The sequence below is a fragment of the Sphingomonas kyeonggiensis genome (assembly GCF_030812785.1).
Classification (GTDB): domain Bacteria; phylum Pseudomonadota; class Alphaproteobacteria; order Sphingomonadales; family Sphingomonadaceae; genus Sphingomonas; species Sphingomonas kyeonggiensis_B.
The window spans coordinates 1665551-1690075 of record NZ_JAUSTJ010000001.1 but is presented as its reverse complement, the minus strand read 5'-3'; the positions used below and the strand labels follow the sequence as shown (position 1 = coordinate 1690075).

The 24525-nt window shown below is 65.9% G+C and carries 21 protein-coding genes; 11 read left to right on the top strand and 10 right to left on the bottom strand.

Features of this window, described 5'->3' with window-relative positions:
* Positions 1-2 precede the first annotated feature (2 nt).
* The 4 genes from J2W22_RS08330 to J2W22_RS08315 all read left to right on the top strand — a co-directional run bounded on the left by J2W22_RS08330 (position 3) and on the right by J2W22_RS08315 (position 6923).
* Positions 3-1319: a spinster family MFS transporter gene (locus J2W22_RS08330; protein ID WP_307117756.1), complete on the top strand. Its 1317-nt coding sequence runs from the start codon at positions 3-5 to the stop codon at positions 1317-1319.
* Positions 1319-3004 carry a carboxylesterase/lipase family protein gene (locus J2W22_RS08325; RefSeq protein WP_307117755.1) on the top strand — a complete coding sequence of 562 codons (1686 nt, stop codon included), beginning with the start codon at positions 1319-1321 and terminating at the stop codon, positions 3002-3004. Before J2W22_RS08330 ends, J2W22_RS08325 begins: the two co-directional genes overlap by 1 nt.
* Positions 3005-3006: 2 nt before the next feature.
* The gene (locus J2W22_RS08320) at positions 3007-4683 is read left to right on the top strand and encodes a tannase/feruloyl esterase family alpha/beta hydrolase (protein WP_307117754.1); all 1677 of its coding nucleotides are present in this window, start codon (positions 3007-3009) and stop codon (positions 4681-4683) included.
* A 386-nt stretch (positions 4684-5069) separates the two neighbouring features.
* On the top strand, positions 5070-6923 hold the full coding sequence (locus J2W22_RS08315; protein WP_307117753.1) for a methyl-accepting chemotaxis protein: 1854 nt from the start codon (positions 5070-5072) through the stop codon (positions 6921-6923).
* A gap of 108 nt (positions 6924-7031) precedes the next feature.
* Here J2W22_RS08315 and J2W22_RS08310 read toward each other — a convergent pair whose 3' ends face one another.
* Together J2W22_RS08310 and J2W22_RS08305 are read right to left on the bottom strand one after the other, a co-directional pair.
* Positions 7032-7391, bottom strand: coding sequence for an AraC family ligand binding domain-containing protein (locus tag J2W22_RS08310; RefSeq protein WP_307117752.1), 360 nt, complete (start codon positions 7389-7391; stop codon positions 7032-7034).
* Between the two features lie 272 nt (positions 7392-7663).
* Entirely contained in the window at positions 7664-8056 is a 393-nt protein-coding gene (locus tag J2W22_RS08305) for a RidA family protein (protein ID WP_307117751.1), read from the bottom strand.
* 137 nt (positions 8057-8193) lie between these two features.
* On the opposite strand from J2W22_RS08305, the gene J2W22_RS08300 reads away from it, so the two are divergent.
* Positions 8194-8790, top strand: a complete 597-nt coding sequence (locus J2W22_RS08300; protein WP_307117750.1) for a TetR/AcrR family transcriptional regulator — start codon at positions 8194-8196, stop codon at positions 8788-8790.
* Positions 8791-8874: 84 nt separating this feature from the next.
* Here J2W22_RS08300 and J2W22_RS08295 read toward each other — a convergent pair whose 3' ends face one another.
* On the bottom strand, positions 8875-9876 hold the full coding sequence (locus J2W22_RS08295; RefSeq protein ID WP_307117749.1) for a zinc-dependent alcohol dehydrogenase family protein: 1002 nt from the start codon (positions 9874-9876) through the stop codon (positions 8875-8877).
* A gap of 87 nt (positions 9877-9963) precedes the next feature.
* Here J2W22_RS08295 and J2W22_RS08290 point away from each other — a divergent pair, with 87 nt between their 5' ends.
* Positions 9964-10359 (top strand): winged helix-turn-helix transcriptional regulator, encoded by a 396-nt coding sequence (locus tag J2W22_RS08290; RefSeq protein WP_307117748.1) that lies wholly within the window; start codon positions 9964-9966, stop codon positions 10357-10359.
* A gap of 68 nt (positions 10360-10427) precedes the next feature.
* On the opposite strand, the gene J2W22_RS08285 is transcribed toward J2W22_RS08290, so the two are convergent.
* The 3 genes from J2W22_RS08285 to J2W22_RS08275 form a co-directional block, all read right to left on the bottom strand.
* A complete protein-coding gene (locus tag J2W22_RS08285) occupies positions 10428-12020 on the bottom strand; it encodes an alkaline phosphatase D family protein (RefSeq protein ID WP_307117747.1) in 1593 nt (530 codons plus the stop codon).
* 116 nt (positions 12021-12136) lie between these two features.
* Positions 12137-15322: a TonB-dependent receptor gene (locus J2W22_RS08280; protein ID WP_307117746.1), complete on the bottom strand. Its 3186-nt coding sequence runs from the start codon at positions 15320-15322 to the stop codon at positions 12137-12139.
* A gap of 265 nt (positions 15323-15587) precedes the next feature.
* Entirely contained in the window at positions 15588-17924 is a 2337-nt protein-coding gene (locus tag J2W22_RS08275; RefSeq protein WP_307117745.1) for a transketolase, read from the bottom strand.
* Between the two features lie 450 nt (positions 17925-18374).
* On the opposite strand from J2W22_RS08275, the gene J2W22_RS08270 reads away from it, so the two are divergent.
* Complete coding sequence (locus tag J2W22_RS08270; protein WP_307117744.1) at positions 18375-18851, top strand: tyrosine-type recombinase/integrase; 477 nt, start codon at positions 18375-18377, stop codon at positions 18849-18851.
* Positions 18852-19221: 370 nt separating this feature from the next.
* On the opposite strand, the gene J2W22_RS08265 is transcribed toward J2W22_RS08270, so the two are convergent.
* On the bottom strand, positions 19222-19848 hold the full coding sequence (locus tag J2W22_RS08265) for an SOS response-associated peptidase (RefSeq protein ID WP_307117743.1): 627 nt from the start codon (positions 19846-19848) through the stop codon (positions 19222-19224).
* 258 nt (positions 19849-20106) lie between these two features.
* Here J2W22_RS08265 and J2W22_RS08260 point away from each other — a divergent pair, with 258 nt between their 5' ends.
* Together J2W22_RS08260 and J2W22_RS08255 are read left to right on the top strand one after the other, a co-directional pair.
* A complete protein-coding gene (locus J2W22_RS08260; RefSeq protein ID WP_307117742.1) occupies positions 20107-20439 on the top strand; it encodes an SOS response-associated peptidase family protein in 333 nt (110 codons plus the stop codon).
* Between the two features lie 12 nt (positions 20440-20451).
* A complete protein-coding gene (locus tag J2W22_RS08255) occupies positions 20452-20862 on the top strand; it encodes a hypothetical protein (protein WP_307117741.1) in 411 nt (136 codons plus the stop codon).
* A 27-nt stretch (positions 20863-20889) separates the two neighbouring features.
* Here the strand turns inward: J2W22_RS08255 and J2W22_RS08250 are convergent, their stop codons facing one another.
* Positions 20890-21066, bottom strand: coding sequence for a DUF3606 domain-containing protein (locus tag J2W22_RS08250; protein WP_307117740.1), 177 nt, complete (start codon positions 21064-21066; stop codon positions 20890-20892).
* 114 nt (positions 21067-21180) lie between these two features.
* Here J2W22_RS08250 and ligD point away from each other — a divergent pair, with 114 nt between their 5' ends.
* Positions 21181-23055 (top strand): DNA ligase D, encoded by a 1875-nt coding sequence (ligD, locus tag J2W22_RS08245; RefSeq protein WP_307117739.1) that lies wholly within the window; start codon positions 21181-21183, stop codon positions 23053-23055.
* Positions 23052-23825 carry an exodeoxyribonuclease III gene (xth, locus tag J2W22_RS08240; RefSeq protein WP_307117738.1) on the top strand — a complete coding sequence of 258 codons (774 nt, stop codon included), beginning with the start codon at positions 23052-23054 and terminating at the stop codon, positions 23823-23825. Before ligD ends, xth begins: the two co-directional genes overlap by 4 nt.
* Here the strand turns inward: xth and J2W22_RS08235 are convergent.
* Together J2W22_RS08235 and J2W22_RS08230 are read right to left on the bottom strand one after the other, a co-directional pair.
* Positions 23792-24178, bottom strand: a complete 387-nt coding sequence (locus J2W22_RS08235; RefSeq protein WP_307117737.1) for a hypothetical protein — start codon at positions 24176-24178, stop codon at positions 23792-23794. The genes xth and J2W22_RS08235 overlap by 34 nt on opposite strands.
* Positions 24178-24441 (bottom strand): DksA/TraR family C4-type zinc finger protein, encoded by a 264-nt coding sequence (locus J2W22_RS08230; protein ID WP_307117736.1) that lies wholly within the window; start codon positions 24439-24441, stop codon positions 24178-24180. The genes J2W22_RS08235 and J2W22_RS08230 overlap by 1 nt, the downstream gene beginning before the upstream one ends.
* Positions 24442-24525 lie beyond the last annotated feature (84 nt).

The following is a 24525-nucleotide window of genomic DNA, read 5'->3' as shown; positions in this document are numbered from 1 at the left end:
GCGTGGAAAAGATATCGACAATCAGCGGGGATGGCGCCCCCCCGGCGTCCGGCCGCAGCGCGCGGATCACGCTTGCTATGCTGTGCTTCGTCTATGTGCTCAATTTCCTCGATCGCCAGCTCATCTCGATCCTCGCCAAGCCGATCCAGGACAGCCTGCACATCACCGATGGCCAGCTGGGCCGGCTCACCGGCTTCTATTTCGCGCTCTTCTATTGCTTCATCGCCATCCCGATCGGCTGGCTGGCAGACCACATGAACCGGGTGAAGGTCCTGTCGGTCGCCTGCGCGCTGTGGAGCGCCGCGACCGCGGCCTGCGGGATGGTCGGCAGCTATGGGCAGCTGGTCGTTGCGCGGATGATGGTCGGCGTCGGCGAGGCGGGCGGCGTGCCCCCTTCCTATGCGATCATCTCGGATTCCTTCCCGCGCGAGCGGCGGACCACGGCGATGGCGATCTTCAATCTCGGCCCGCCGATCGGGTCCGCGCTGGGGGTCGCCTTCGGTGCGTCGCTGGCGGCGGCGTTCAGCTGGCGCATTCCCTTCTACGTCATCGGCGCGATCGGCGTGGTGACGGCGCTGGCGGTCTATCTGATCGTGCACGAGCCGGACCGCGGGCAGACGGACACGCCGGCGACGGCGGTGCGCGTCGATGAAAGGACCATCGGGTTCGGCGCCACCATCGCCCAGTTCTTCCGCAATCCGGTCCTGCTGATGGCCTCGCTGGCGAGCGGCGCCGGCAATTTCATCACCTATGGGTTGCTCAACTTCACGACGCTGTTCCTGATGCGCGAAAAGGGCATGACGCTGGACGAGGTCGCGATCTGGTATGCGCTGGTCGTCGGGATCGGGATGAGCGCCGGCATCTATGTCTCGGGGCGCGTGGTCGACCGGTTCAGCCGCCGCGACAAGGCGGCCTATGCGACGATCCCCGCGATTTCGCTGCTGCTCGCCCTGCCCTTCTTCCTGGGCTTCGCCTGGGCGCCGGGCTGGCAGCTGGCGCTCGCCTTCCTCAGCGTGCCGATGTTCCTGAACTCGTTCTTCCTCTCGGCCACCGTGACCTTCGTGCAGGGGGAAGTGCCGCCCGAGCGGCGGGTGATCTCGGGCGCGCTGCTGCTGCTGGTGATGAACTTCATCGGGCTCGGGCTCGGGCCGACCTATGTCGGCATGGCGAGCGATTTCTTCCGCCCCACCCACGGCCCGCATGCCCTGCAGGCCGCCTATTACGCGCTGGCGCCGATGTACCTGATCGGGGCCGCGCTGTTCCTGCTCCTCGCGCGGCTGATCCGCCGCAGCGAAACCCGCCACGAAGGAAGCCTGTGATGAAGACTCTGTCGCGCCTGCTGGTCGCCACTGCCCTTGCCTGCGGAATGCCGGCCGGATCGGGCAATGCCTATCAGGCCGCGCCCGACCAAGCGCCGGTGGCGAACGCGCCCGCGGGGTCGGTGAAGGGTCTGCGCGAAGGGGATGCGGACGTCTTCCGGGCGATCCCCTATGCGCTGCCGCCGGTCGGGGAGCGCCGCTGGCGCCCGCCCGCGCCGATGCCGCGCTGGAACGGCGTGCGTGCGGCGCAGACGATGGGGGTCGCCTGCATGCAGCCGCCGATGGCCGCCGGCCCCTATGATCGCGGCAAGGTGCCGATGGCGGAGGATTGCCTGACGCTCGACGTCACGGCGCCCGCCGATGCGCGCAATGCGCCGGTGATGGTCTGGATCCATGGCGGCACGCTGATCTGGGGATCGGGGCATTCGCAGATGTATGACGGCCGGGAGTTCGCCAAACGCGGCGTCATCCTGGTCTCGATAAACTATCGCCTCGGCGTGCTCGGCTATCTCGCGCATCCCGAGCTGAGCAGGGAGTCCCCCGACGGGGTCTCCGGCAATTACGGGCTGCTCGACCAGATCCAGGCGCTGCACTGGGTGCGGGACAATATCGCGGCGTTCGGCGGCGATCCGCGCAACGTGACGGTCTTCGGCGAATCCGCCGGAGCGCTGAGCGTCGAATATCTGCTCGCCTCGCCGCGGGCACGGGGTCTGTTCGACCGGGCGATCGTGGAGAGCGGCTATCTCTTCACGATGCCCGAGCTGCGCAGCAAGCGCGGGGAGGAATTCCCGGCGGAGGATATCGGCGCTTGGCTCGGGGGCAAGCTCGAGGCGCCGAACCTGGCGGCGCTGCGGGCAATGGACGCCGGCAAGCTGGTCGAGGCGTCCGCCAGGACCGGATATGTCCCCTACGGCACGATCGACGGCAAGATCCTCCCGCGCCAGCTGGTCGATACCTTCGAGCGCGGCGAGCAGGCGAAGGTGCCGCTGATCGCCGGGTTCAACAGCGGCGAGATCCGCTCGCTCAGCTTCCTCGCGCCGCCGGTCCCGCCGAGCCGCGACGACTATGTGAAGGGCATCCGGGCGCAATATGGCGATCTCGCGGACGCCTATCTTCGCCTCTATCCGGCGGCCCGCGACCTTGCGCGCAACGGGTTCGACAGCACGCGCGACGCGGTGTTCGGCTGGACCTCCGAGCGGCTGGTGCGCAACCAGGTCGCGATCGGCCAGCCTTCGTTCCTCTATTATTTCAGCCACAGCTATCCGAGCGCCGATGCCGCCGGCCTGACCGGCTTCCACGCCAGCGAAGTGCCCTTCGTGTTCGGAACGATCGCCGCGACGCCGCCTTCCTGGCCCGCCATCCCAAACACGCCGGCAGAACACCGTCTCTCAGCGACAATGCTCGACTATTGGACCAGCTTCGCCCGCAGTGGAAATCCCTCCTCCACCAACGGCCCCGCCTGGCGCAGCTTCGGCACCGACAGCGCCTTCATGGAGTTCGCAGAGGCCCCGCGGGCGTCCAGCGGGTTCATGCCCGGCATGTACGCCCTGCACGAGCAGGCGGTGTGCCGGCGCCGGGCCGGCGGCACCCAGTCCTGGAACTGGCGGACCGGGAGCACTGCCCCGGTGCTGCCCGCGCCGGCCCCGGGTTGCGCGCCGGCCTCTCCCGCCAAACAGGGTTCGTGATCATGCCGCATTCGGTCCTTTCCCGACGCCTGGCAGGCGGTGCCACGATGATCCTGTCGCTCGCGCTGCCGTCGCTTGCCGCGGCGCAGGCTCGCCCAGGCGCACCCGCCAACCCCATCGGATGCGAGGTGCTCTCAGGCCTCCGCTTGCCGGACACGACCATCACCAGCGCCACGATGGTCCCGAAGGGCATGGCCGCGGCAGCACTCAACCTCCCCGCCGGAGCCGATCTGCCGGCCTTTTGCCGGGTGGTCGCGCAGGTGCGGTCCGCGCCCGATTCCGATGTCGGCGTCGAGATCTGGCTGCCCGTCGAGGGATGGACGGGCGTCTTCCACGGCAACGGCAATGGCGGCTTCGCCGGCACGCTCCAGGCCGGCTATGGCGGCATGCTGAACGGCTTGCGGCGCGGCTTCGCCACGGCGACGACCGACACCGGTACCGCGCCGGCGACCATGCTCGACGGCGACGCGCTGATCGGCCATCCCCGAAAATGGAAGGACTGGGGCCGGCTCTCCACCCATGTGATGACGGTCACCGGCAAGGCCGTGGCCAAGGCCTTTTATGGCCGCGGCGCCCGGCGTTCCTATTATACGGGCTGCTCGACCGGCGGGCAGCAGGGCCTGATCGAGGCGCTGCATTATCCCGCCGATTATGACGGCATCCTGGTCGGCGCGCCGGTCATCAACCGGACCTGGGGACACGCCGCCGTCGCGTGGGACTTCGCCGCCGCGAACCGCACGCCGGGGAGCCGGTTGTCCGATATCAAGCTCGGCTTGCTCAACCGCGCCGCGGTCTCCGAGTGCCGCCGCCAGGGTGCCGCCCTTGCCGGCGATCCCTTCGTCACCGATCCGCTCGCCTGCGATTTCGATCCCGCGACGCTCCTGTGCCGCGGCGCGAGTAGCGACCAGTGCCTCTCCGCCGCCGAAGTGGCCACGGCGCGCGCATTCTATGCCGGCCCCACCACGCGCGACGGAAAGCCGGCCTTTTTCGGCTGGCTGCCGGGTAGCGAAGGGCCCGGTCGGTTCGGCTGGTCGTTCCTCCAGAGCCCGAGCAACGGACAGCCGCAATTCGCCAGCCTGTTCAAATGGGTGTTCGGCAGCAGCTGGGACTGGCGTGGATTCGACCTGGACCGCGACATGCCGATCGTGGATGGCGCGCTGGCCGCCGACGTGAACGACGCGACGCGCGGGAACCTCGAAGCTTTTCGCGCCCGTGGGGGCAAGCTCATCCTCTATCACGGATTGGCCGACACGCTGGTCCCGCCGGGGCAGACCGTGGCGTTCTACGATCGTCAGGCGCGGGCATTGGGCGGTGTTTCACGATTGCGCGAAACCGCCAGGCTCTTTCTCGCGCCGGGGGTGATGCACTGCGGCGGCGGAGCGGGGCCCGATTCGTTCAATTCCGCAGCCGCTGGTGTGCCTGCGCCACCCGAGGATAGTCCGAACGACGACCTGTTCCGGGCCTTGATGGTGTGGCGCGAACAGGGGAAGGCGCCCGAGCGTGTCGTCGCGACCAAGTTCGAAAGCGCCGATCCGAAGCGGATCGCCTTCCAGCGGCCGCTATGTGCCTATCCCCGCCGGACGACCTATGCTGGGAATGGCTCGCCACGAGCGCCCGGCGATTTTGCCTGCGAAGCAGGAAGGCAGGTCGCCGGCTCCAGCGTGAAGCGCAAGCGCTAGCCCGTCTCTTCCACCCGGCATCGGACAGTTGAACTGCATCATCTTGCAAAGCAGCCTGGCCACGGAAATGGCCTTCGAAGCTTCGGAAATGCAGCCTCGACCTATTGTTCTGGTCGGCAGTATCTCGCCAATCTCTTCGTGCATCGGAGAAAGGCTCGACACAGCGGGTGCTCGGACTGGCAAGCAATGCGGCCATGATGGGCAGCAACGAAGCATCCAACATGTCCAGAATATTTCCGATATGTGGAAAATGTCGTAATCTATGCTTTTCTAACGTGACCAATACTCTCCCAGCAATAATTTGTTACAAATCCACAGCACCAAACCAAAGGAGGCACCCTGCCCGGCTTCTATAATATCCTCATAGAATTAGAGGATCCTGGAGCATGATCGATACTTTCAACAGTTGGCGTCTTTCAAAGAAGATGCTCGTCGCATTTGCCGTCATCGGCATGACGATGAGCGGTATCGCCGGTGCCGGCATCTTCGTCATGTCCCAGCTCAGCGCGATCGCGAGCCGCCATGTCGAGCGCGGCATCGGGGGTACCGAGACGCTGGGCAAGCTCGTCTCGCGCTTGCGGGAACACCGCATCATCATCTGGTCTCAGATGAATGCGTCGTCCGCGCAGGAAGAAGCCAAATATGACCAGCGTTATGTCGCCAACCAGAAACTGATCGACGACGCGATGCGCGGCTATCGGCCGCTTGCCGGCGAGCTCGCGCCCCAGCTCGACGCATTGCAGGCGAAGGTCGCGGGCCTCGAGAAGCTCAACGCGCGGATCTTCTCGGTGCGCCGTGACCAGGGCGCGGCAGCAGCCCTGCCGATCGTAAAGGGCGAAGCCCGTGACGCTTCCAATGCCGCGATCGAGAACGCCGAGGTGCTGATCAACGCGCATCACCTGCGCGCCCAGACCAACGACCATATCGGGCGCCGCTTCGCGAGCACGGCCTTCTGGTGCGTGATCGTCCTGTCCGCGCTCGGGCTGGGCGCATTGTTCGGCATATGGCGCCTGATCACCCGGACTGTTTCCGTGCCGATGGCGGAGCTTAGCCAGGTCACCAAGCGCCTCGCCGAAGGCGGCGAGGCGGAAGTCCCGCACCGCCGGCGCGCGGACGAACTGGGCGATGTCGCGCAGGCAGTCGAGCAGTTCCGCGTCGCGGCGGTCGAACGCGCGGAGGCGGACGCCCGTGCCGCGGCTGCGCAGCAGGTCGTAACCTCCACCCTGCGCGATGGCCTGTCCGCGCTCAGCAAGGGCGACCTGACCGCGGAAATCCATACCGCCTATCCCGAGGGCTATGCAGAATTGAAGACGAACTTCAACGAGGCACTGGCGAGCCTGCGCGGTTTGATCGGCTCGGTGACCGACAGCACGGCGGCGATCCGGACGGGCTCGGTCGAGATCGCCCAGGCCTCGGAAGACCTGGCGCGCCGGACCGAAGCCAATGCGGCGAGCCTCGAAGAGACCTCGGCTGCCATCACGCAGATGGATGGCCGCCTGAAAGCGGGGGCGGACGCAGCCGGGCGCACGGTCGCCCGGGCGGACGAAGCCATCGCCACGGTCCAGGGCGGGCGCGGCGTCGCGGACGAGGCGATGCAGGCTATGACGCGGGTCAGCGAGAGCGCCAAGGGCATCGACAGCGTCATCGAGGGCCTCGACAAGATCGCCTTCCAGACCCGCGTTCTCGCCATGAACGCCGCAGTCGAGGCCGGGCGTGCCGGGGAGGCGGGCCGTGGTTTCGCCGTGGTCGCCGATCTGGTCTCGGCGCTGGCCATGCGCGCCGAAGAAGAAGCGGGCCGCGCCCGCGAGCAGCTCACCGCGACCCAGTCCGACATCATCGAAGCCGTAGCGATGGTCGAGAGGGTCGATGGCGCCCTGGCGGACATCTCGGGCCAGGTCGGCGAGGTCCATATGCTGCTCGGACAGATGGCGGCCGACAATCAGGCGCAATCGACCGCGATCACCCAGATCAGCGTCGCGGTGGGAACGATGGACCAGTCCACCCAGCAGAATGCCGCGATGGTGGAGGAAACCTCCGCGGCTGCCCGCAACCTGTCGGGCGAAGTCGCCCAGCTCGCCGAACAGGCGGCGCGGTTCGACATCGGGAAGGCATCGCCCGGCGCTCGCCCCGTGGTCACCCGGAAGCCTGCCGCGAGCAACGCCGCCTACCTCGCTCCCGTCAAGCAGCTGCCGCGGTCCATCTCAGCGCATGCTGCCCAGAACGACTGGCAGAACTTCTGATCGCCTGCGCGGCGGCGGCGGCGATGGCAAAGACCAGGCTGCGCCGCCGCGCTTCGACGATCGTCCGGGAAATGGAGGGTATGAATCCGATTGCGGGTTTACCCGGGGTCAGGCGCCGCCGCCGTCTGGTTCCTGCCAGTGCGGATAGGTGACATAGGCGGTAAGCGCGCCTTCCGCATCGGAGCGGATGGTCACTGCGTTGCCCTTGGGCATGTAGAGGATCTCGCCCGGGCCGGCGGTCAGGGTAGCGCCGTCGCTCGTCACGGATATGCGGCCTGTCAGCACGATCATGATGTCGTCGACCGCGATCTCCTCGTCGATCGACTGATCCGGGTCGTAGCGCCCATAGCCAATGGTGACGGGTCCGCCGTGGCGCTGGTCGACAAGATTGCCCGCGAAGACGCCCGCTGTCTGTCCGGGCGACCGTTCAAAGGCCACATCCGACGCACCGAATTTCTGAACCTTCATGGCCATCCTCACTACGCAGCGGCCCGGCGGAACCGCCCGCAATAGACGCATGTCTGGCGCGTTCGATCCGCCATCCGCGGTTGTCGCTGATCCGGTCACGAGACTCGCGGCGGGCGTACCAGGAATGCGATTAGCCCGAGCGCGGAGCTGCAGGCTTGACCATGGTGCCGGGCGCACGGCGCTTGCTTCGCCTTCGTCGTCGAGACACGCCAGGGCCGGCACGGGCTTCGCGACGATGCGACGAAGCCCACTCATGCCAAAGGGGCGGACGGTTAGCGCGGAATGCGGGCGGTCACCTTGATCTCGAAATCGAAGCCCGCCAACCAGTTGACGCCGATCGCGGTCCAGGCCGGATAGGGCGCCAGCGGGAACGCTTCGTCCTTCACCTTCAGGACGGTGTCGAACTGCTTCTCAGGGTCGGTGTGGAAGGTCGTGACGTCCAGGATATCGTCCAGCCCGCAACCGCCCGCCTTCAGCGTCGCTTCGAGATTGGCGAAGGCGAGGCGGACCTGGGCCTCGAAATCCGGCTCGGGCGAGCCATCGGTGCGACTGCCGACCTGGCCCGAGACGAAGAGCAGGTCACCCGATCGAACCGCCGCTGAATAACGATGCTGCTCATAGAGGTCGTGCCGACCGGCAGGGAAGACGGCATCACGCTTGGCCATGGGAATCTCCTGGTACGCCGCGCGAAGGCGGCCTTGATTTGAGCGGCCGCGCGTCACATACGCGGCGTATCCGGAAATGGTGACATACGTACCGTATGTCAATTCATATACGACCCGTATGTGAAAAGAGGAATGCCGTGGCCGCGCGACGTCGCATCGATACAATGGAGGAGAACCGGACCAAGCTGCTCGCGGCCGGTCGCAAGGCGTTCGCTGCGGAGGGGTTCGCCAGCGCCTCGATGGACGAGCTGACCGCATCCGTCGGCCTGACCCGCGGCGCGCTGTATCACAATTTCGGTGACAAGAAGGGCCTGCTCGCCGCTGTCGTCGCGCAGGTCGACGGCGAGATGGCCGAGCGCGCCCGGGCGGCAAGCGCCGGTGCCGGCGATGCCTGGGAGCAGCTCCTGGCGGAGGGAGAGGCCTATATCGCGATGGCACTGGATCCCGAGGTCCGCCGGATCGTGCTTCTCGACGGGCCTGCCTTTCTTGGCGATCCCTCGCATTGGCCGAGCCAGAATGCTTGCCTGCAGGCGACGATAGAGGCGGTCGAAAACCTCGTCGCCGATGGCGTCATGCGGAACGTCGATATCGAGGCAGCCGCTCGGCTGCTGTGCGGCGCGGCCTTGAACGCGGCGCTGTGGGTGGCCGCCAGCGACGATCCCCAGGCCATATTGCCGCGGGCGGCGGAGGCATTTCGCCTGATGGCCGGGGGCTTTCGGCCGACGCCGCACTGAGACCACGCCGACTGGCCGAGCGAAATGGCTGGTGTGACGATGGGCGCCGGGCGGACATGCAAGACCGCCCGGCGCCCGATATCGTCACTCCGCGATCTGGATGGCGACTTTGCCGCGATGGGCTCCACTGCGCAGATGCTCGAATGCGGCATCGGCCCGGTCGAACGGGAAAACCCGGTCGATGACAGGGCGAATGCCCGATCGCAGCGCGGCCGCCAGCTCGGCCACCGATCCCACGTAAACGCCGCGCACATTGATAGCCTTCATCAGAATCGCGCCGGTATTCACTTCGCCGCCAAAGCCGGTCAGCACGCCGACCAGCGCGACTTCGCCGCCGGGGCGAACCGCTTGCAGGGCCTGGTTCAACGTCCCGGATCCGCCGACTTCGACGACGTGGTCGACCCCTTCCCCGCCCGCGATCTCCGCCGCCCGCAAGCCCCATTCCGGCGTGTCGCGATAGTTGATGCCTTCCGCCGCGCCGAGCGCCTTGGCCTGGGCGAGCTTGGCATCGGAACTGGATGTCACGATCACCCGCGCGCCGACGGCGTGGGCGAATTGCAGGGCGAAGGTCGAGACGCCTCCGGTCCCCTGAATCAGCACGGTTTCGCCAAGCCAGACGCCTCGTCCCCCGAACAGGCAGTTCCATGCCGTGACCCCGGCGCACGGATAGGCCGCGCCTTCGACGAAGGACCAGTCTTCCGGAAGGCGCGCCGTCCCGCTCGCGGGCACGACGATCTTCTCCTGCAGCACGCCATCGACGAACCCGCCCCCCAGAGCGCCGGCTTGCTTCCCTGCGCTGAACGGCCCTTCGCTCCAGCCCGGCATGAACCCGATCGCCACGCGCTCGCCGAGGCGATCGGGCGACACGCCTTCGCCGACAGCGCTGATGATGCCCGCGCCGTCCGACAGGGGAACCAGATCCGCCCGCTGCTCCCCGCCATATCGTCCCTCCCGGACAATCATGTCGCGGTAGTTCAGAGTCGCCGCCTTCAAGTCGACCAGCACCTGGCCCGGGCCGGGCGTGGGATCGGCTTCTTCCACAGGCCTCAGGGGAGCGGCGGCTCCGTTCAATCGATAGGCACGCATGGGATTCTCCTCGGCTTGTTGATCGAGGATGGACCTAGGCTTGCATCGTCATTACCGTAAGTACGTACAAAAAGGACATGTACGTACATGAATGATAGTGTGAGAGGTCCGCGCCGCCGCGCGACCAAGACCGGATGCGCGGTGGAGGCGACGATGAGCGTGGTGGGCGGGCTCTGGAAACCCGTCCTGGTGTTCCATCTCCTCGATGGGCGGGTGCGCTTCAACGCACTCTGCCGGCTGACCCCCAATGCCACGCCGCGCATGATCACCTTGCAGCTTCGGGAGCTCGAAGAGGACGGCGTCATTCGCCGCATCGTCTATCCGGAGGTACCGCCGCGCGTGGAGTATGAGCTGACCGATTTCGGACGGACGCTGGAGCCGGTACTGATCAGTCTCCGCGATTGGGGAGAGGCATTTCAGGCGCGCGAGCCCGAAGTCTCGCTTGGGTCCGGCATGGCACCGGGCGAGCCCGCGCAAGGATAGCGGTTCAGGGCGTCTGTGGCAGTGAGCCAACAAGACGCCCAATTCGCTTCGGCCATCCCGGGACCTGGTCAAAGGCGATGCAGCGCAACCTTGTCCGGCTCGACCGCGAAACGGGCAAGCGTGCTGAGCGTCCCATCAGGCGACTGGACCCTGTCCAGCACCTTAACGTCCGTCCGCCAATCCTTCGTGGTAATATCGAACATCTGATAGCCGCGCTGGTTGTTGAGCAGCGCGACATTGGGGCTGGCCTCGCGCAGCGCCTTGTGCCGCGGGATCTCGCCCGGCGTGCCGTCCCCGCCCGAGGTGACCGACGTGGCGAGGAACTCGACGGCCGCGGCCGGGCCATCCGGTGCATCGTCGCGCATCGGCACGGTGCCGATCGCATGGATATGCGCGTCGCCGGTGGCGATGACGACATTGCTGAGCTTGTGGCGCGCAATCGACTGGACGAGCCGCGCTCGCGAAGCGGGATAGCCGCTCCAGGTGTCCGGACCGGGCCGCAGCTGCCGCCCGCCATCGGCGCCGGCGCCATAGAGCGGCATGACGAAGACCTGTTGCGCGATCAGGTTCCAGCGCGCCTTGCCGGCGAGGCCCTGGTCGAGCCAGGCCTCCTGCGCCTTGCCCGTGATCGTCGCCTCGGGCCCGTCGGTGGCGCGGCAGGCGGTCTCGCCCGGCTTCTCGCAGAGCTGGTCGTCCCGGTAGCTGCGGGTATCGAGCACATGCATGCGCAGCAGCGAACCGAAGTCGAGCCGGCGATACATGGTGATCCCGCCCGGCCCCGGCATCTGCGCCCGGCGCACCGGCATATGCTCGTACCATGCCTGCATCGCAGCATAGCGGCGGAGCAGGAACGCTTCGGGCGGCGTGCCGTCCTGATCGAACCTGCTGGCCCAGTTGTTGTCGACCTCGTGATCGTCGAACGACATCACGAACGCTGCCGCGGCATGCGCCGCCTGCAGATCCGGGTCGCTCTTGTACTGGGCATAGCGCCGCCGATAATCGTCGAGGCTGTAGATTTCGTCTCCGAAATGATCGCGCGAAACCAGGCTGCCGGCCGCATCGCGGATCAGCATGTTCTTCGTCGGCGGATGCATCGCGCTTTCATAGATGTAGTCGCCATAGTGGAAGACAGCGTCCAGATCGCTTTCCCGGCTGATGTGGCGCCAGGCTTCGTACCAGCCCTGCGGATAGGCCTGGCAGCCGGCGACCGCGAGACGCAGGCGATCGACCGCCGCGCCGGTGACGGGGGCCATGCGCGCCATGCCGACCGGGCTCGCCTCGGCGCCCTCGACGAGGAAGCGGTACCAATAGGGGCGCCCCGGATTGAGGCTGGCGAGCTCGACATGCACCGAATGGCCGAGCTCCGGCCGGGCGACCGCCTCGCCTTTCTGCACGATCCGCGCGAAGCGCGCGTCCTCCGCCACTTCCCAGCGCACCGGCACGGCGACCATCGGCATGCCGCCATGCTCGGCAAGCGGTTCGGGGGCCAATCGGGTCCAGATCACGAACCCGTCCGGCCAGGGATCGCCTGCGGCGATGCCCAGCGAGAAGGGATAACGGTTGAACCCCGCCGCCGCCCAGGAGGCAGGCGCCAGCCCGGCGAACAGGGCAAGGCCGCCGGCACCGGCAAGCAGCTTGCGGCGATCGAGCACGAGGGTCATTCGGTTATCTCCGGTATCGAAGGTGGGAAGCGCACGCAGGCCGCGCGGGCCGGCGCCCAATCGCCGAAACTCGAGTTCGAGCGCGACGGATTGGGCGCCGGCCAGGCATGAGGGTTCTAGAAGCGGCCGCGGATGCCGATGGTGCCGGAGCGGCCGAACCAGTTCTCGATCGCCGTGTGGTTGGGCAGCGTGGGATCCGCGGTCTGCGTGCCCGGGGCATTGCCGGGGACCACGACATTGTACGGCTTGTTGAGCAGGTTCGACATGGTGCCGAACAGCTCGAAATGCTTGTTCACCTTGACGCGCAGGTTCGCGCTCAGATCGGTGCGGGCCTGGAACCAGCTCGGCGTGGTCGAGCGCAGCTTGTCGTCGTTCCACAGCAAGTTGACGTAGAAGCGCACCGGCCCCTTTTCGTACATGACTGCGGCCGAGCCGATATTGTTGCCCAGGCGCAGCAGCGGGTCGTCGCCATGCGTGTCGGGCTCGTTGTGCATGAAGGCGCCGCGCACCGACAGGCCGTTGAGCGGCGAGGGCAGCCAGCTGAAGCTGTGCTGGAAGCTCGCCTCGATGCCCTTGATAGTGACCAGGCTCACCTGCTTGTAGGTGGTGAACAGGATGCCCGTCGGATCGTCGATGCCCAGCTGCGCCAGCGCCTGGGTCGCGGCCGGGCCCGCCTCGTCGGCGGTCAGGTTCGCCTGGGCGACCGCCAGGCCCTTGATCCGGTTGTAATAGACCCCGACGTTGAACAGGCCAACGCTCTTGAAATAGCGCGAGTAGCGGGCCGAGAAATTGTCCGACGTCGCCGGCTGCAGTGCCGGGTTGGGGATGGTGATCAGCCCGGTGCCCAGGTCGCCGCCCAACGGATCATAGCTGGCATTGCCCGCGGTCGCGTTCAGGCCGGGGCGCAGGATCGTGTGGCTATAGCCCGCGTCGATGTCGTTGCTGTCGCCGAAGGTCCACTTGATCGAGGCCGAGGGGAACAGGTTGAAATAGCTGCCCGTCGTCTTCTGGACCCCGTTGCTGCCATATTGGATGTCGACGCAGGGGATGGTGGTGGCGATGCCGGTGGTGGCGACCGCGCAGGCCTTGCCGGTCGCCGGATCGGTGTGCGTCTTGAGCTCCGCCGCCGGCATCTGCGTGAAGCCGAAGGAGGTGTTGCTGGTCCATTCGGCGCGCAGGCCGGCGCGGAACTTCAGCCGCGGCGCGATCTCCGCGGTCGCCATGCCGTAGATCGCCTTGATGTTCTCCTGGAACCGCGTCTTGTTGTTGTACGCCGCCGCCGCGTAATTGGCTGCGGTCGGCACCGCCTTGGTCCAGTTGCTCGGGTTGTTGGCGAAGTCGAGATAGAGCTTGTGGGTGTCGAAGGTCGGGATGTAGTTCGAGCCCGAGAGTGAATAATGGTACGATCCCGACTGATCGTACACCGTCCGCTGATAGGGATTGACGAACGCCTGGATGAACTGCGCGTTCGTCATCGGCCCGACATAGTTGTAGATGCTGTCGAGGAAGGTGTCGTCGCCGAAGCGGTAATTGACGTTGCTGATCTTGAAGCCCGACTGCAGCGTCAGCGGCACATTGCCGAGATGCCCCTCATAGCGCGCATTCATCTGGCCCGATTTCTCGTAGATGAAGGCGTCCTGCCCGCCGCTGGTGCGGATCTGCGGCGCGCTGATCGTGTAGTTGGCCGGGTTCGACCAGTCGAGGCCGGCGGTCTGGGTCACCGTCCAGTCGGTGCCCATCAGCCCCCGGCTGTTCTTGACCATGCTGAACTGCGGGGTGCCGGACAGCGTCAGCGTCGGCGCGGTGCCCACCTGTTCGCGGTGCGGCGTATCGTAATAGCTGTGGCTGTCCGAATAGGCGAAGCTGCCGTCCAGGTGGAAATTGCCGCTCTTCCATTCGAAGCTCGGCGCCAGGATGTTGCCGTTGTTGACCTTGTACTGGCCGCCGCCGCTCACCGTCATCTTGGCACCGGTGGTGGTGGTGAAGTTGCTCAGCGGATCGCCAATCACGCCGCTGCGCGCGCCGGTGGTGTAGGTCACATCGCCGGTCGTGTTCTGGTACACGTCGCCGCGATAGGCGATCGCGAGGAAGCCGAAATTCAGCTTGTCGTTCGCCTTGAAGTCGAGCTGGAGCGAGCCGGTGCGCCGCGTGGTCTGGCGCGGGTTGGCAGCGGTCTCATAGGCAGTGAAGGCAAGCGGCCCCGGGCTTTTCGCCGTTGGCGCGTAGCTGCGGCTCATCGTGTTCTGTTCGTAACCCAGATACTGGTCGTTGAAGCCCAGCGAGAACATCACGCCCAGCCGGTGGTTGAAGAAACTGTCGGCGAAGAACAGGTTCGCATTGGGCAGGAAGCGCTTGCCGCCCCAGCCGTCGGATTTCGGCCCGGTATGCCGATACTTGTCCAGCATGTCGTCCGACGTGAACGCGCTGAGCGAGAAGGTCAGCACCGGCTTCTTGCGGTTATAGGCGTGCTTGGTGCGCAGATCGACGATGCCCGCCGGCGCGTCGGCATTCTGGTTGGCGCCAACCGTCTTGTAGAGCACGATCGAATCGATCGCCGACACGCCGATCGCCTCATAGCTGAAAACGCGCGCCGCCGCGGCCGAATTGGCATAGCCGGTGGGCGAGTTGGCGTTGGCCGAGATCACGTCCATGCCGTTCAGCTGGGTGCGGGTGAACTCGCCCGGCAGGCCGCGCAGCGAGGCGTAGATCGCGGTGCCGTTGGTGCCGTCCACGTCGACGCCGGGCATGTACTTGATCATCTCCGCCGGATTGCCGCCGGCGACGTCGCCATAGGCCTCGGTCGAGATGATGTCGGCGATCTGCATTTCGCGGCGCTGTGCCTGGATCGAGCTGGCCTGGCCCTCGCGCTCGCCGTTGACGATGATCTCGTTCTCGCGCGCCGCCTGGCCGCCCCGGCCGCTCTGCGCCAGGTTGAAATCGAGCCGCGCCGTACCGCCGGCGGCGATCACCACGTCCTGCGTCTGCGTGACATAGCCGACGAATTCGACCGTCACCGCAGCCGGGCCGGCCGGCAGGTCGCGTACCGTGTAGGACCCGTCCTCGTCGCTCACGCCCCTATACTGCTTGCCCCCGGCATCGACCGTGATCACGGCGTCGCGCAGCGTGTCGCCGCCGATTTCCTTCGCGATCACGCCGGTGAGCGTGCCTTCCCCCACGGCGCGCTCGCCGGCCTGGGCGGGCACTGCGCTTCCTTGCGCCTGCGCAAGCGCCGGCGACGCCATTGCGATCGTGATCGCGGCGATCGCCGAACCACTGAACAGAACCGAACGATCCGATTTCATATACCCCCCAAAGCTCCAGTCGCAGCGTGCGTGCGCTGCCCCTTGGGAGCCGTCGGGGTCGGTTTTCCGCCATTGCGGTGCAAAATTTTCCTGGAAGCCCTCGGTTCTGCGGCCATGGCTCTTGGGCGGCAGCGATCGTAACCCGAAAGCCGGAATCCGGTCCTCAGCCTCCGCTCGGCATCGAGCGTGCTGCAGACTTCATGAGCCAGCCCCCTCCCCGCCGCCACGTCCGGACGGCGGCGGGGAGGTCATCCCCGGATCCGACCTAGAGGAACAGCTCGGCCGCGGCGTCGTGGATGGCGTCCTTGTCGAGGCGATAGGCCCGATACAGGTCGGGAAGATCTCCGGTCTGGCCAAAGCGGTCGATCCCGAGCGGGCTGACGCGGTGTCCCATCACCCCGCCGATCCAGGACAGGGAGGCGGGCGCTGCGTCGATGACGGTGACCAGGCCGGCGCCGCGCGCGAGCGGGGCCAGCAGCTGCTCGACATGGCTTCGTGCCGCGCCCCGGCCTTCCCAGCGCGCCGCCCGTGCCACGCTCCAGTCTCGGTGCAGCAGATCGGGCGACGTCACCGCCAACAGGCCGAGACCGGGGATATCGTCGACGAGCTCCGCCCAGGCCTGGAGCGCTTCGGGGGCGACCGCGCCGCAATAGACGATGGCCGCCTCGACGCCGTCCGCCGGACGCCGGAGCCAATAGCCGCCCTTGAGAGCATCCTGCCGCCAGCTATCGTCCTCGCGGTGCGGCTGGGCCTGCTCGCGGGTCGAAAGGCGCAGATAGACGGAGCCGCCCTTGTCCGCCTGGAGATGGCCGAATGCCCATTCCATGCAGGCCGCGAGCTCGTCGGAGAAAGCCGGTTCGAAGCAGGTCAGGCCAGGCTGGCCCATCCCAATCAGCGGCGTGTTGATCGATTGGTGGGCGCCGCCCTCGGGCCCGAGCGTCAGCCCCGAAGGCGTGGCGACGAGCAGGAAGCGCGAGTCCTGGTAGCAGCCATAGTTGAGCGCATCGAGGCCGCGCGCGATGAACGGATCGTAGACGGTCCCGACCGGCAGGAGCCGCTCGCCGAACACGCTCCCGGACAGCCCGAGCGCCGCGAGCATCAGGAAGAGATTGTTCTCTGCAATGCCGAGCTCGATGTGCTGGCCTGCGGCATGGCCCGCCCATTTCTGTGCCGAGACGATCCGGGAGGCGTGGAAGACGTCCTTCAGCTCCTGCCGCCGGAACAGGCCGCGCAGGTTCACGAAGCCGCCCAGGTTGGTCGACACTGTCACGTCCGGCGACGTCGTGACCAATCGGTCGGCGAGCGGATCGCCCGACTTGGCGAGGTCGTGGAGGATGCGCCCGAACGCCCATTGGGTCGACATGGTGCCCTCGGGCGTCGGGATCGCGGGAACGGTGATCCTGGCCGCGGCCGAACGCTCGCTTTCAGCCGCGAAGGGGGCCGAGGAGACGAAGTCCTCCAGTGCCCGCGCGGCGTTGTCGCCCAGGCCGGCCCAGGGCTGCCATTCCTCCCCTTCGGCGATGCCCATCGTGTCGCGAAGTGCCGCGATCTGGCTCGGGTTCATCAGGCCGGCGTGATTGTCCTTGTGGCCGGCGAAGGGCAGGCCGTAGCCCTTGATCGTATAGGCGATGAACAGGGTCGGCTTGTCGTCCTGGGCGCGGTCGAACGCGTCGAGCAGGGTCTCGATGCAATGGCCACCGAGATTGGTCATCAGCTCGCCCAGCGCCGCATCGTCAAAGCTCGCAAGCAGGTCGAGGGCCTGCTGCTCGCCCGCCAGGTCCATGGACAGCCTGGCGCGCCACGCCGCGCCGCCCTGATAGGTGAGCGCGGCGTAATCCGCGTTCGGACAGGCATCTATCCACCGCGCGAGCGCCGCACCGCCGGGGCGTTCGAACGCCTCCCTCTGCCGCCGCCCATGCTTCAGCGTCACGACGCGCCATCCGCAGGTCGCGAACATGTCGTCGAAGCGGTTGAACATCCGATCGGCGGTGGTCGCATCGAGCGACTGGCGATTGTAGTCGACGATCCACCAGCAGTTGCGGATGTCGTGCTTATAGGCTTCGATCAGGCACTCGTAGATATTGCCTTCGTCGAGCTCGGCATCCCCCATCAGCGCGATCATGCGGCCCGCCGTGTCCGGGTCCTTCCAGCCATGGGCGATCAGATAGTCCTGGACCAGGCTGGCAAAGGCCGTGATCGCCACGCCCAGGCCGACCGAGCCGGTCGAGAAATCGACCGGGATCTGGTCCTTGGTCCGCGACGGATAGCTCTGCGCGCCGCCAAAGCCGCGGAAGCGCTCGAGCTGCTCGCGCGACTGGTTGCCGAGCAGATAATGGATCGCATGGAGGATCGGGCCGGCATGCGGCTTGACCGCCACTTTGTCATTGGGCCCGAGCGCGCCGAAGTAGAGTGCGGCCATGATCGCGCTTATAGAGGCGCAGCTGGCCTGGTGTCCGCCGACTTTGAGGCCGTCGCGGCTGTCGCGTAGATGATTGGCGTTGTGGATCGTCCAAGAAGCGAGCCAGCGAAGCCGCTGCTCGATGCGCTCGATATGCGCGACCGTCTCGGCATCGCGTCGGATTTGAATCACCTGATCGTTCATGCTCGTCCTTTTTCCATCCCGGCGAGGACGTTGCAATTGTTACTATGCGAGCGGATTGAACCTCCCGGCTTGAGGAAGACGAGCTAGGCGCCTCGAACCACAGTGCGGTTTCCGGACCTTCAAGCGTCCTGCAGTCGGGTAAGCGGACGAGACCTGCCGCTGCTTGTGTCTCTTGCCTGTCTTTCCCAGCCGCAGCTTCCTTATTGCATTGGGGCTGTAGGAGATGCCGGCCTCTAGCCCCTTCGCCATCGCTGAATTCGGCGTGCCCATCATGAGCGCCGGCGATTGCAGTAACGAGAGCGAGTCCCAGCCCAGCCCTGGCGTCGAACATGATCCTGGAGTCGTATCGGCCAACACCGGCCAGGCTGCGCTCCCGTGCTGCAAGCGGTTGGTCGGTATTGATCCCAGGCCATCGGGGATTGCGCCGCTTCCCCTCGAAATCGGGCACCGGTGTTCCGCGATGCGCAAGGTGCCATGCGGCAAAGACTGAAGCCGCCTCTGTTGCAGGACGACCAGCAAGAAGCCTCTGTCGTCCATGCCCAAAGCTTCCGAGAGTTCAGCAGCCCGCTCCATGGGGATCGGCACCCGGCCGCTTGCCCAATGACCGCGCACGGCTTCCGCTCGACCGCCAGCTCGCTGCTGAACGAAAGCGGCAATTGGCCGCCGGATGTCATCAAGCACGCACTGGCGCACCAGGACAAGAACGCCATCCGCGCAATCTACAATCGCACCTCCTACTGGAACGCTCGGGTCGAGATGATGCGGGCGTGGAGCGACCAGTTGGACGCCCTGAAAAAGCAGGCTGCGGGGCTATCGGAGGGGCCAAAAAGCGAGGCCCCCAGCGCAGCCCCGAAAGGCCCCTACTCGCACGCGAACGACTGCGGACCGGCCGGGTCGCATCTAGCGATATTTTCGTTACTTTTCTGAAGCTTAGCCAATTCGCCGGAATCTCAGCGAATGGGTGAATGGTGCCAGAAGAGAACCGACTAAATATTGACATCGATTTGATATGATTTCTCAAACTATTTCCGACGCAGAAATTGTACCCGCAAATAGCACCACGATACAATTTCGCGTCAACGGTTCGAGTCCTGAGTTACCAACCTTCTCCTTATCTCTCCGACACCGAACATATACTCTCTGTCACCAAAAATGTCCATACTGACATCAGCGGAAGCCCAAGAACTTTCTATGGTGAGCTTATAGGAGGCTGCCGCCGCCGAACACACCGACGGCTCGCGTTGGCACATATTGAGTCAGGTCCAGCACGGTGCCGGAGGATGGCGGCGAGTAACGTCTAGAGAAGCGTCGGCAAAGGCTCGGCGGGCGGAGTACCGTGAACCTGGCAGACCGTGAGACTGCCGGCCGGAAGGATGCGCAGCGCGTCTGCGGCGGGAGTAGCAGGGTCGAGCCACGCTGCCCATTGATCGCGCGCGAGGGGAATGACCTGTCGATGGTGATATGGCGCTACATCGGGACCAGCATCCAACGTCAGCATCGTAAAGGCCTCGCCGATCACCGGATCCCTGCGCCAGATCCCGGCAATGGCAAACCAGTCGTGATCATTGAGCGTGAACAGCCACTTGTTCTGACGTTTCTGCTTCGGATCATCGGACTTGGTGAATTCGTAGAACCCGTCGGCGAGGATGAGGCACCGATTGGCCGCGAACTCGCGGCCCTCCGCGCGATAGTTATAGACCGGCTTGCCCGTCGGTCCCGGCCAGCTCCATCGCCTGTTGACCAGTGCGCCTCGCCCGCTCTCGCCCTGCGGATTGGTGACGATCGGAGCGACATCGGTGATCTTGATGTCCTCGCGCGCGGCCACATTGGGTGTGCCCTCCGGCGTATCGATGTCGATCTCTAGCTCGTCGAAATCCTCCATGATCGAGGCGATGTCCACCTCGAGGCGATAGTCATTGCACATGAGAGATCCTCGATTTGCAAGCAGGATTCGTTCGCATTATGTTCTCATCATGCAAGCGAGTCCCTTCGAGTCGGATGCACCCTTTGGCAGCCGCAAGATCATCATCCGGCGCAACCCGCGGTCGGGCAAGCCCCAGGCGATCGAGGCCAGCTGGGGGCTCGCGAGGCCAGCTGGGGGCTCGAGCCGTGGGAGCCGGACGGCAAGCCATTCAGGTTCATTCGCTCCGAAGGCCGGACATTCCCCCATCAGCGCTGCCTGGTGCCAGCGAGCGAATTCCAGGTGACCAATGGCGAGCGCAAGTTCCGCGTCACGCTCGACGACGGGAATTTCTTCTATCTCGCCGGGATCTGGCGCCCCAGCTCGGGCGAGCGTGACGTCAGCTACGCGATCATCACGCTTCCGGCCAATCCGGACATCTTCTTCTACCAGGAGCGTCAGGGCGCCGTGTTGCTCCGGCGTGAGAACATGGCCTGGCTCGACCTCACTCAACCCCAATCCGAGCTGCTGAGGGCGCTGCCCAAGCACAGCTATCAGATCGAGGAAGTGGGCAAGCGGGGCCTCGCCGACCGCCAGCGCATGCTGGCTCTTTGATCGAGATCGCACATGTTCAACCAGACATCTCCCATGACCGCGCCCGTCCAGCTAGCCTCCGCGGCGACCGGGCAACTCAATTCGGTTGCGCTGACAGGCCCCCAGATCGCCGCAGCGCTCCAGATCGTTGCGGGGTTACCGGAGCGGCAACGCGACGATCCGCTTGCACAGTCGGTTGCGCTTCAGACCTACGCGGTCGATGCGGGCTTTTCCGACGTAGCGATCGCCGGTGCGGCGCTGCACGCACGCGTTACGGCTCTCGCGAAATGGACGGCTCTGCACGACCCGCTACGGCAATCAGATCCGGAAGCGGCGATCGAAGCGACGGCCCGCCACCCGCTTGTCGAAGCGGATGGCGGAATTGGCTTCGAAGGTGCGGCCTTTCAGGAAATGATCCTCTTCATCGAGGAATTGCCCTGGTAGCGTCCGGGCGGATCGAGCGACTACCGCCTATCGTTTGAAATAGGCTTCGACCGCATCGGCTCCGTTGCCGACGGCATCGACGGCCTCCTGCAGACGTTCTCGGCTCACGCCGAACTTGTCCGTCCAATATTGCACCTCGTAATCCTCACCCATTGCGATGCGGGAGCTGTCCTGCGGCGCGCGCAGGGTCTTGTTGTCCGCCATGTCGGCCTCCTCTTTTGCTGAGGGCCCAACGCTTCCGATTCCCGTGAGTTTCCGGAGAGTTGCGTCGGATCGGAACGAACCGTTGCTGAATCGAGTCTAGGAGAGATGGCACGCATGGCCGTCAAATCCGTCGATCCTCCCCGGCGCCGCAAAGGCTACTCCCTCAAGGATGTCCAGAAGCCGCCGGCGTTTCGCCCCGTGCAACTCGCCCAGCTCGTCGACACCGTTCCCGCGGGCGATCGCTGGCTTCATGAAATGAAGTATGATGGGTACCGCACGCTCATCGCGATCGGCGGCGGCGATGCGCGCGGATATACTCGCTCCGGCCTCGACTGGTCCGATCGCTACCCGGCGATCCTGGAGGAGGCACGGTCGCTCGCTGTCTCTTCGGCGTTGGTCGACGGCGAGGCGGTCGTGCTCGACAGGGACGGCCGGTCCAGCTTCCAGGCGCTCCAGAATGCGCTCAAGGGCGCGCCGGGGCGGATCGACTTCTATGCCTTCGATCTGCTCGAGCTGAACGGCGAGGACCTGACCGGCCTTCCACTCCTCGAGCGGAAGCAGAGGCTCCAGGCGATCCTTCCCGAGGGCTCAAGCCGCCTGCGCTACTCCGAACATATCGTCGGCAATGGCGAGCGGCTGCTCGGCCAGTTCTGCGGGGCCGGTCTCGAGGGCGTGATCTCCAAGCTTGCGTCGAGCAAATATGTCGGGTCGCGCTCGGGAAGCTGGGTCAAGACCAAGTGCATCAAGCGGCAGGAATTCGTGATCGTCGGCTGGACGCCTTCGGACAAGTCGCGAACTTTCCGTTCGCTCATCCTTGGTCTCCACGATCAAGGCCATCTTCGCTACGCGGGCAAGGTCGGGACCGGCTTCGGCACCGACGAACTATTCCGGCTCATTGAGTTGATGCGCCCCCTCGAGATCGAGGGTCCAACCGTCGAGGCCCCGCGCGCCGAGGTTCGGGGCGCACACTGGATCGTGCCGAAGCTCGTCGCGGAGATCGCCTATACCGAGATGACCAACGAGGGGACGCTGCGTCATCCCAGCTATCTGGGTCTTCGGGCCGACAAGAAGCCCGAGGCGGTGGTGCTGGAGACGGAAGCGCCTGCCGCCACGGCGGGCGCGCCCGGTTCAGGCGTGAAGATCAGCAATCGCGAACGTGTGATCTATCCGGAGAGCGCGATCACGAAAGGCGAACTTGCGGACTATTACGAGGCGGTCGCGCCGATCATGCTGCCCTGGGTCGGATCGCGACCGATCAGTCTGGTGCGATGCCCGCAGGGCCGGGCCCGGAAATGCTTCTTCCAGAAGCATGATGCGGGGAGCTTCGGGGATGCCGTCCGGCATGTCGGCATCCAGGAGAAGGACGGCCATGAGGAGCCCTATCTCTATATCGACACGCCCGCCGGCCTGATGACGTGCGTCCAGATGGGCACGATCGAGTTTCACGGCTGGGGTGCAAGGATCGAGGATGTCGAAAAGGCCGACCGGCTGGTGTTCGACCTCGACCCGGACGTTGGCCTAGACTTCGAGAATGTGAGGACAGCCGCCTTCCATTTCCGCGATATCCTGCGCTCGATCGGGCTGGAGACCTTCCCCATGCTGACCGGCGGCAAGGGCGTGCACGTCATCGCGCCCCTGACTCCGCGCGCGGAGTGGCCGGAGGTGAAGGACTTCGCGCACCGGCTGGCGCTTGCGGTCGCGCAAAGCGACCCGGAGAATTCCACGGCGGCGCTGCCGAAGGTACAGCGCAAGGGCCGGATCTTCGTCGATTATCTGCGCAACCAGCGCGGGGCGACCGCAGTGATGCCCTATGCCGTGCGTGCCCGGGAGGGGGCGCCCGTGGCGGCGCCGATCACCTGGAAGGAAATGGAGACGATCGACAAGCCTTCACACTTCTGCATCCGAAACGCGGGCGAGCTGATACGGCGCGCCGAGTCCAAGGCGCTGTCCAACTGGGGTCGCGCCGATCAGGAACTCCCGGACCTGTGAGGATCGCCACCTATAATGTGAACGGCGTGAACGGCCGGCTACCGGTGCTGCTGCGCTGGCTGAAGCTGGCCGAACCCGACATCGTATGCCTTCAGGAGTTGAAGGCCCCGCAGGACAGGTTTCCGGAAAAGCCCATCCGGGATCTCGGCTATGATGTGGTCTGGCACGGGCAGAGCCGCTGGAACGGCGTCGCGCTCCTCAGCAGGATCGGCGAAATCCACGAGACGCGGCGAGGGCTGCCCGGCGACCCCGAGGACGCCCAAAGCCGCTATCTCGAGGCCGCGATCGGCGGAGTGCTCATCGCTGGTCTCTACCTTCCCAACGGCAATCCGCGGCCGGGACCGAAATTCGACTTCAAGCTGCGCTGGTTCGAGCGCCTGCACCAGCACATGGCCGGGCTGGTCGCGCTGGACGCACCGGTGATCGTCGCGGGCGACTATAACGTCATGCCGACCGATCTGGACGTCTATGTGCCCGACCGCTGGCGCGACGACGCGCTTTTCGCCCCGGAGGTGAAGCAAGCCTATTTCAGGGTCCTCGACCAGGGATGGACGGACGCGCTGCGCCACATGCATCCGGATGAGACGATCTACACCTTCTGGAAGTATCTGCGCTTTGCGTTCGAGAGGAACGCGGGACTGCGGATCGATCACCTTCTGCTCAACCCGGTCGCTGCCCGAAGACTGGTCGCCGCGGAAGTCGACAGGCGCCCGCGTGGCTGGGAGAAAACGAGCGATCACGCCCCCGTGTGGGTCGAACTATCGGATTGACCAGGACGGACCGCGTCCTCAAGACCGGCGAACCATTCGGCGTAGTCGGTGGTCCTCGCCATGCGCCTGTTCAGGTCCGGTGCGCCGTCGTCCCACCAGACCGGCCCGCGCTCGCCCAAGGCATGCTTCGCGCGATCGACCGCGGCGCGCGCCTCGGCCTCTCCGGATGGGTCGTCCCGCCGCTTCGCAACGCCGACCGCCCGCCTGGCAGCCATCAGGGTATGCACGAGCGTCTCTCGCTCGCCGTCAGGCAAAGCGGGGTTGGCCATCCGCCAGAGCCGGCCGCGCACGACGAAGTACCGACGGTCCGGCGTCACCGGATATTTGCCGGCGGGACCTACCTTTTCTACCATCAGCGTAACTGGCTGTCCTTGCTCCCGCGCCGGTTGATTCCGGTGGAGCGGACCGCCGCATCGCGATCGGACTGGCAAGGAATGCAGGTGCGGCTTGCCGGCTGCGCCTTGCGCCGGGCCTCGGGAATCTCTTCTCCGCAATCCTCGCAATACCGCGTGCCTTCGCCGGTCGCGAGTCTCGCCCGCGCAAGGCTCACTGCGTCGGTGACGGTATCCTCGATCTGCTCCTGGACGGCGCCATCCTGCGCCCAGCCATTGGCCATTTCCGATCCTCTCTGCGCGGGAACGCGCGGCGCGCTCCTGGGTGCCGGCGGGTGAAACGCGAAGGGCCGCCCTTTCGGACGGCC

What these genes read in the sequence shown, in the direction of transcription:
- J2W22_RS08325 (WP_307117755.1), top strand. Translation starts at nt 1,319, where the DNA reads ATGAAGACTCTGTCGCGCCTGCTGGTCGCCACTGCCCTTGCCTGCGGA.
- J2W22_RS08320 (WP_307117754.1), top strand. Translation starts at nt 3,007, where the DNA reads ATGCCGCATTCGGTCCTTTCCCGACGCCTGGCAGGCGGTGCCACGATG.
- J2W22_RS08315 (WP_307117753.1), top strand. Translation starts at nt 5,070, where the DNA reads ATGATCGATACTTTCAACAGTTGGCGTCTTTCAAAGAAGATGCTCGTC.
- J2W22_RS08310 (WP_307117752.1), bottom strand. Translation starts at nt 7,391, where the DNA reads ATGAAGGTTCAGAAATTCGGTGCGTCGGATGTGGCCTTTGAACGGTCG.
- J2W22_RS08305 (WP_307117751.1), bottom strand. Translation starts at nt 8,056, where the DNA reads ATGGCCAAGCGTGATGCCGTCTTCCCTGCCGGTCGGCACGACCTCTAT.
- J2W22_RS08295 (WP_307117749.1), bottom strand. Translation starts at nt 9,876, where the DNA reads ATGCGTGCCTATCGATTGAACGGAGCCGCCGCTCCCCTGAGGCCTGTG.
- J2W22_RS08290 (WP_307117748.1), top strand. Translation starts at nt 9,964, where the DNA reads ATGAATGATAGTGTGAGAGGTCCGCGCCGCCGCGCGACCAAGACCGGA.
- J2W22_RS08285 (WP_307117747.1), bottom strand. Translation starts at nt 12,020, where the DNA reads ATGACCCTCGTGCTCGATCGCCGCAAGCTGCTTGCCGGTGCCGGCGGC.
- J2W22_RS08280 (WP_307117746.1), bottom strand. Translation starts at nt 15,322, where the DNA reads ATGAAATCGGATCGTTCGGTTCTGTTCAGTGGTTCGGCGATCGCCGCG.
- J2W22_RS08275 (WP_307117745.1), bottom strand. Translation starts at nt 17,924, where the DNA reads ATGAACGATCAGGTGATTCAAATCCGACGCGATGCCGAGACGGTCGCG.
- J2W22_RS08265 (WP_307117743.1), bottom strand. Translation starts at nt 19,848, where the DNA reads ATGTGCAATGACTATCGCCTCGAGGTGGACATCGCCTCGATCATGGAG.
- J2W22_RS08255 (WP_307117741.1), top strand. Translation starts at nt 20,452, where the DNA reads ATGTTCAACCAGACATCTCCCATGACCGCGCCCGTCCAGCTAGCCTCC.
- J2W22_RS08250 (WP_307117740.1), bottom strand. Translation starts at nt 21,066, where the DNA reads ATGGCGGACAACAAGACCCTGCGCGCGCCGCAGGACAGCTCCCGCATC.
- ligD (WP_307117739.1), top strand. Translation starts at nt 21,181, where the DNA reads ATGGCCGTCAAATCCGTCGATCCTCCCCGGCGCCGCAAAGGCTACTCC.
- J2W22_RS08235 (WP_307117737.1), bottom strand. Translation starts at nt 24,178, where the DNA reads ATGGTAGAAAAGGTAGGTCCCGCCGGCAAATATCCGGTGACGCCGGAC.
- J2W22_RS08230 (WP_307117736.1), bottom strand. Translation starts at nt 24,441, where the DNA reads ATGGCCAATGGCTGGGCGCAGGATGGCGCCGTCCAGGAGCAGATCGAG.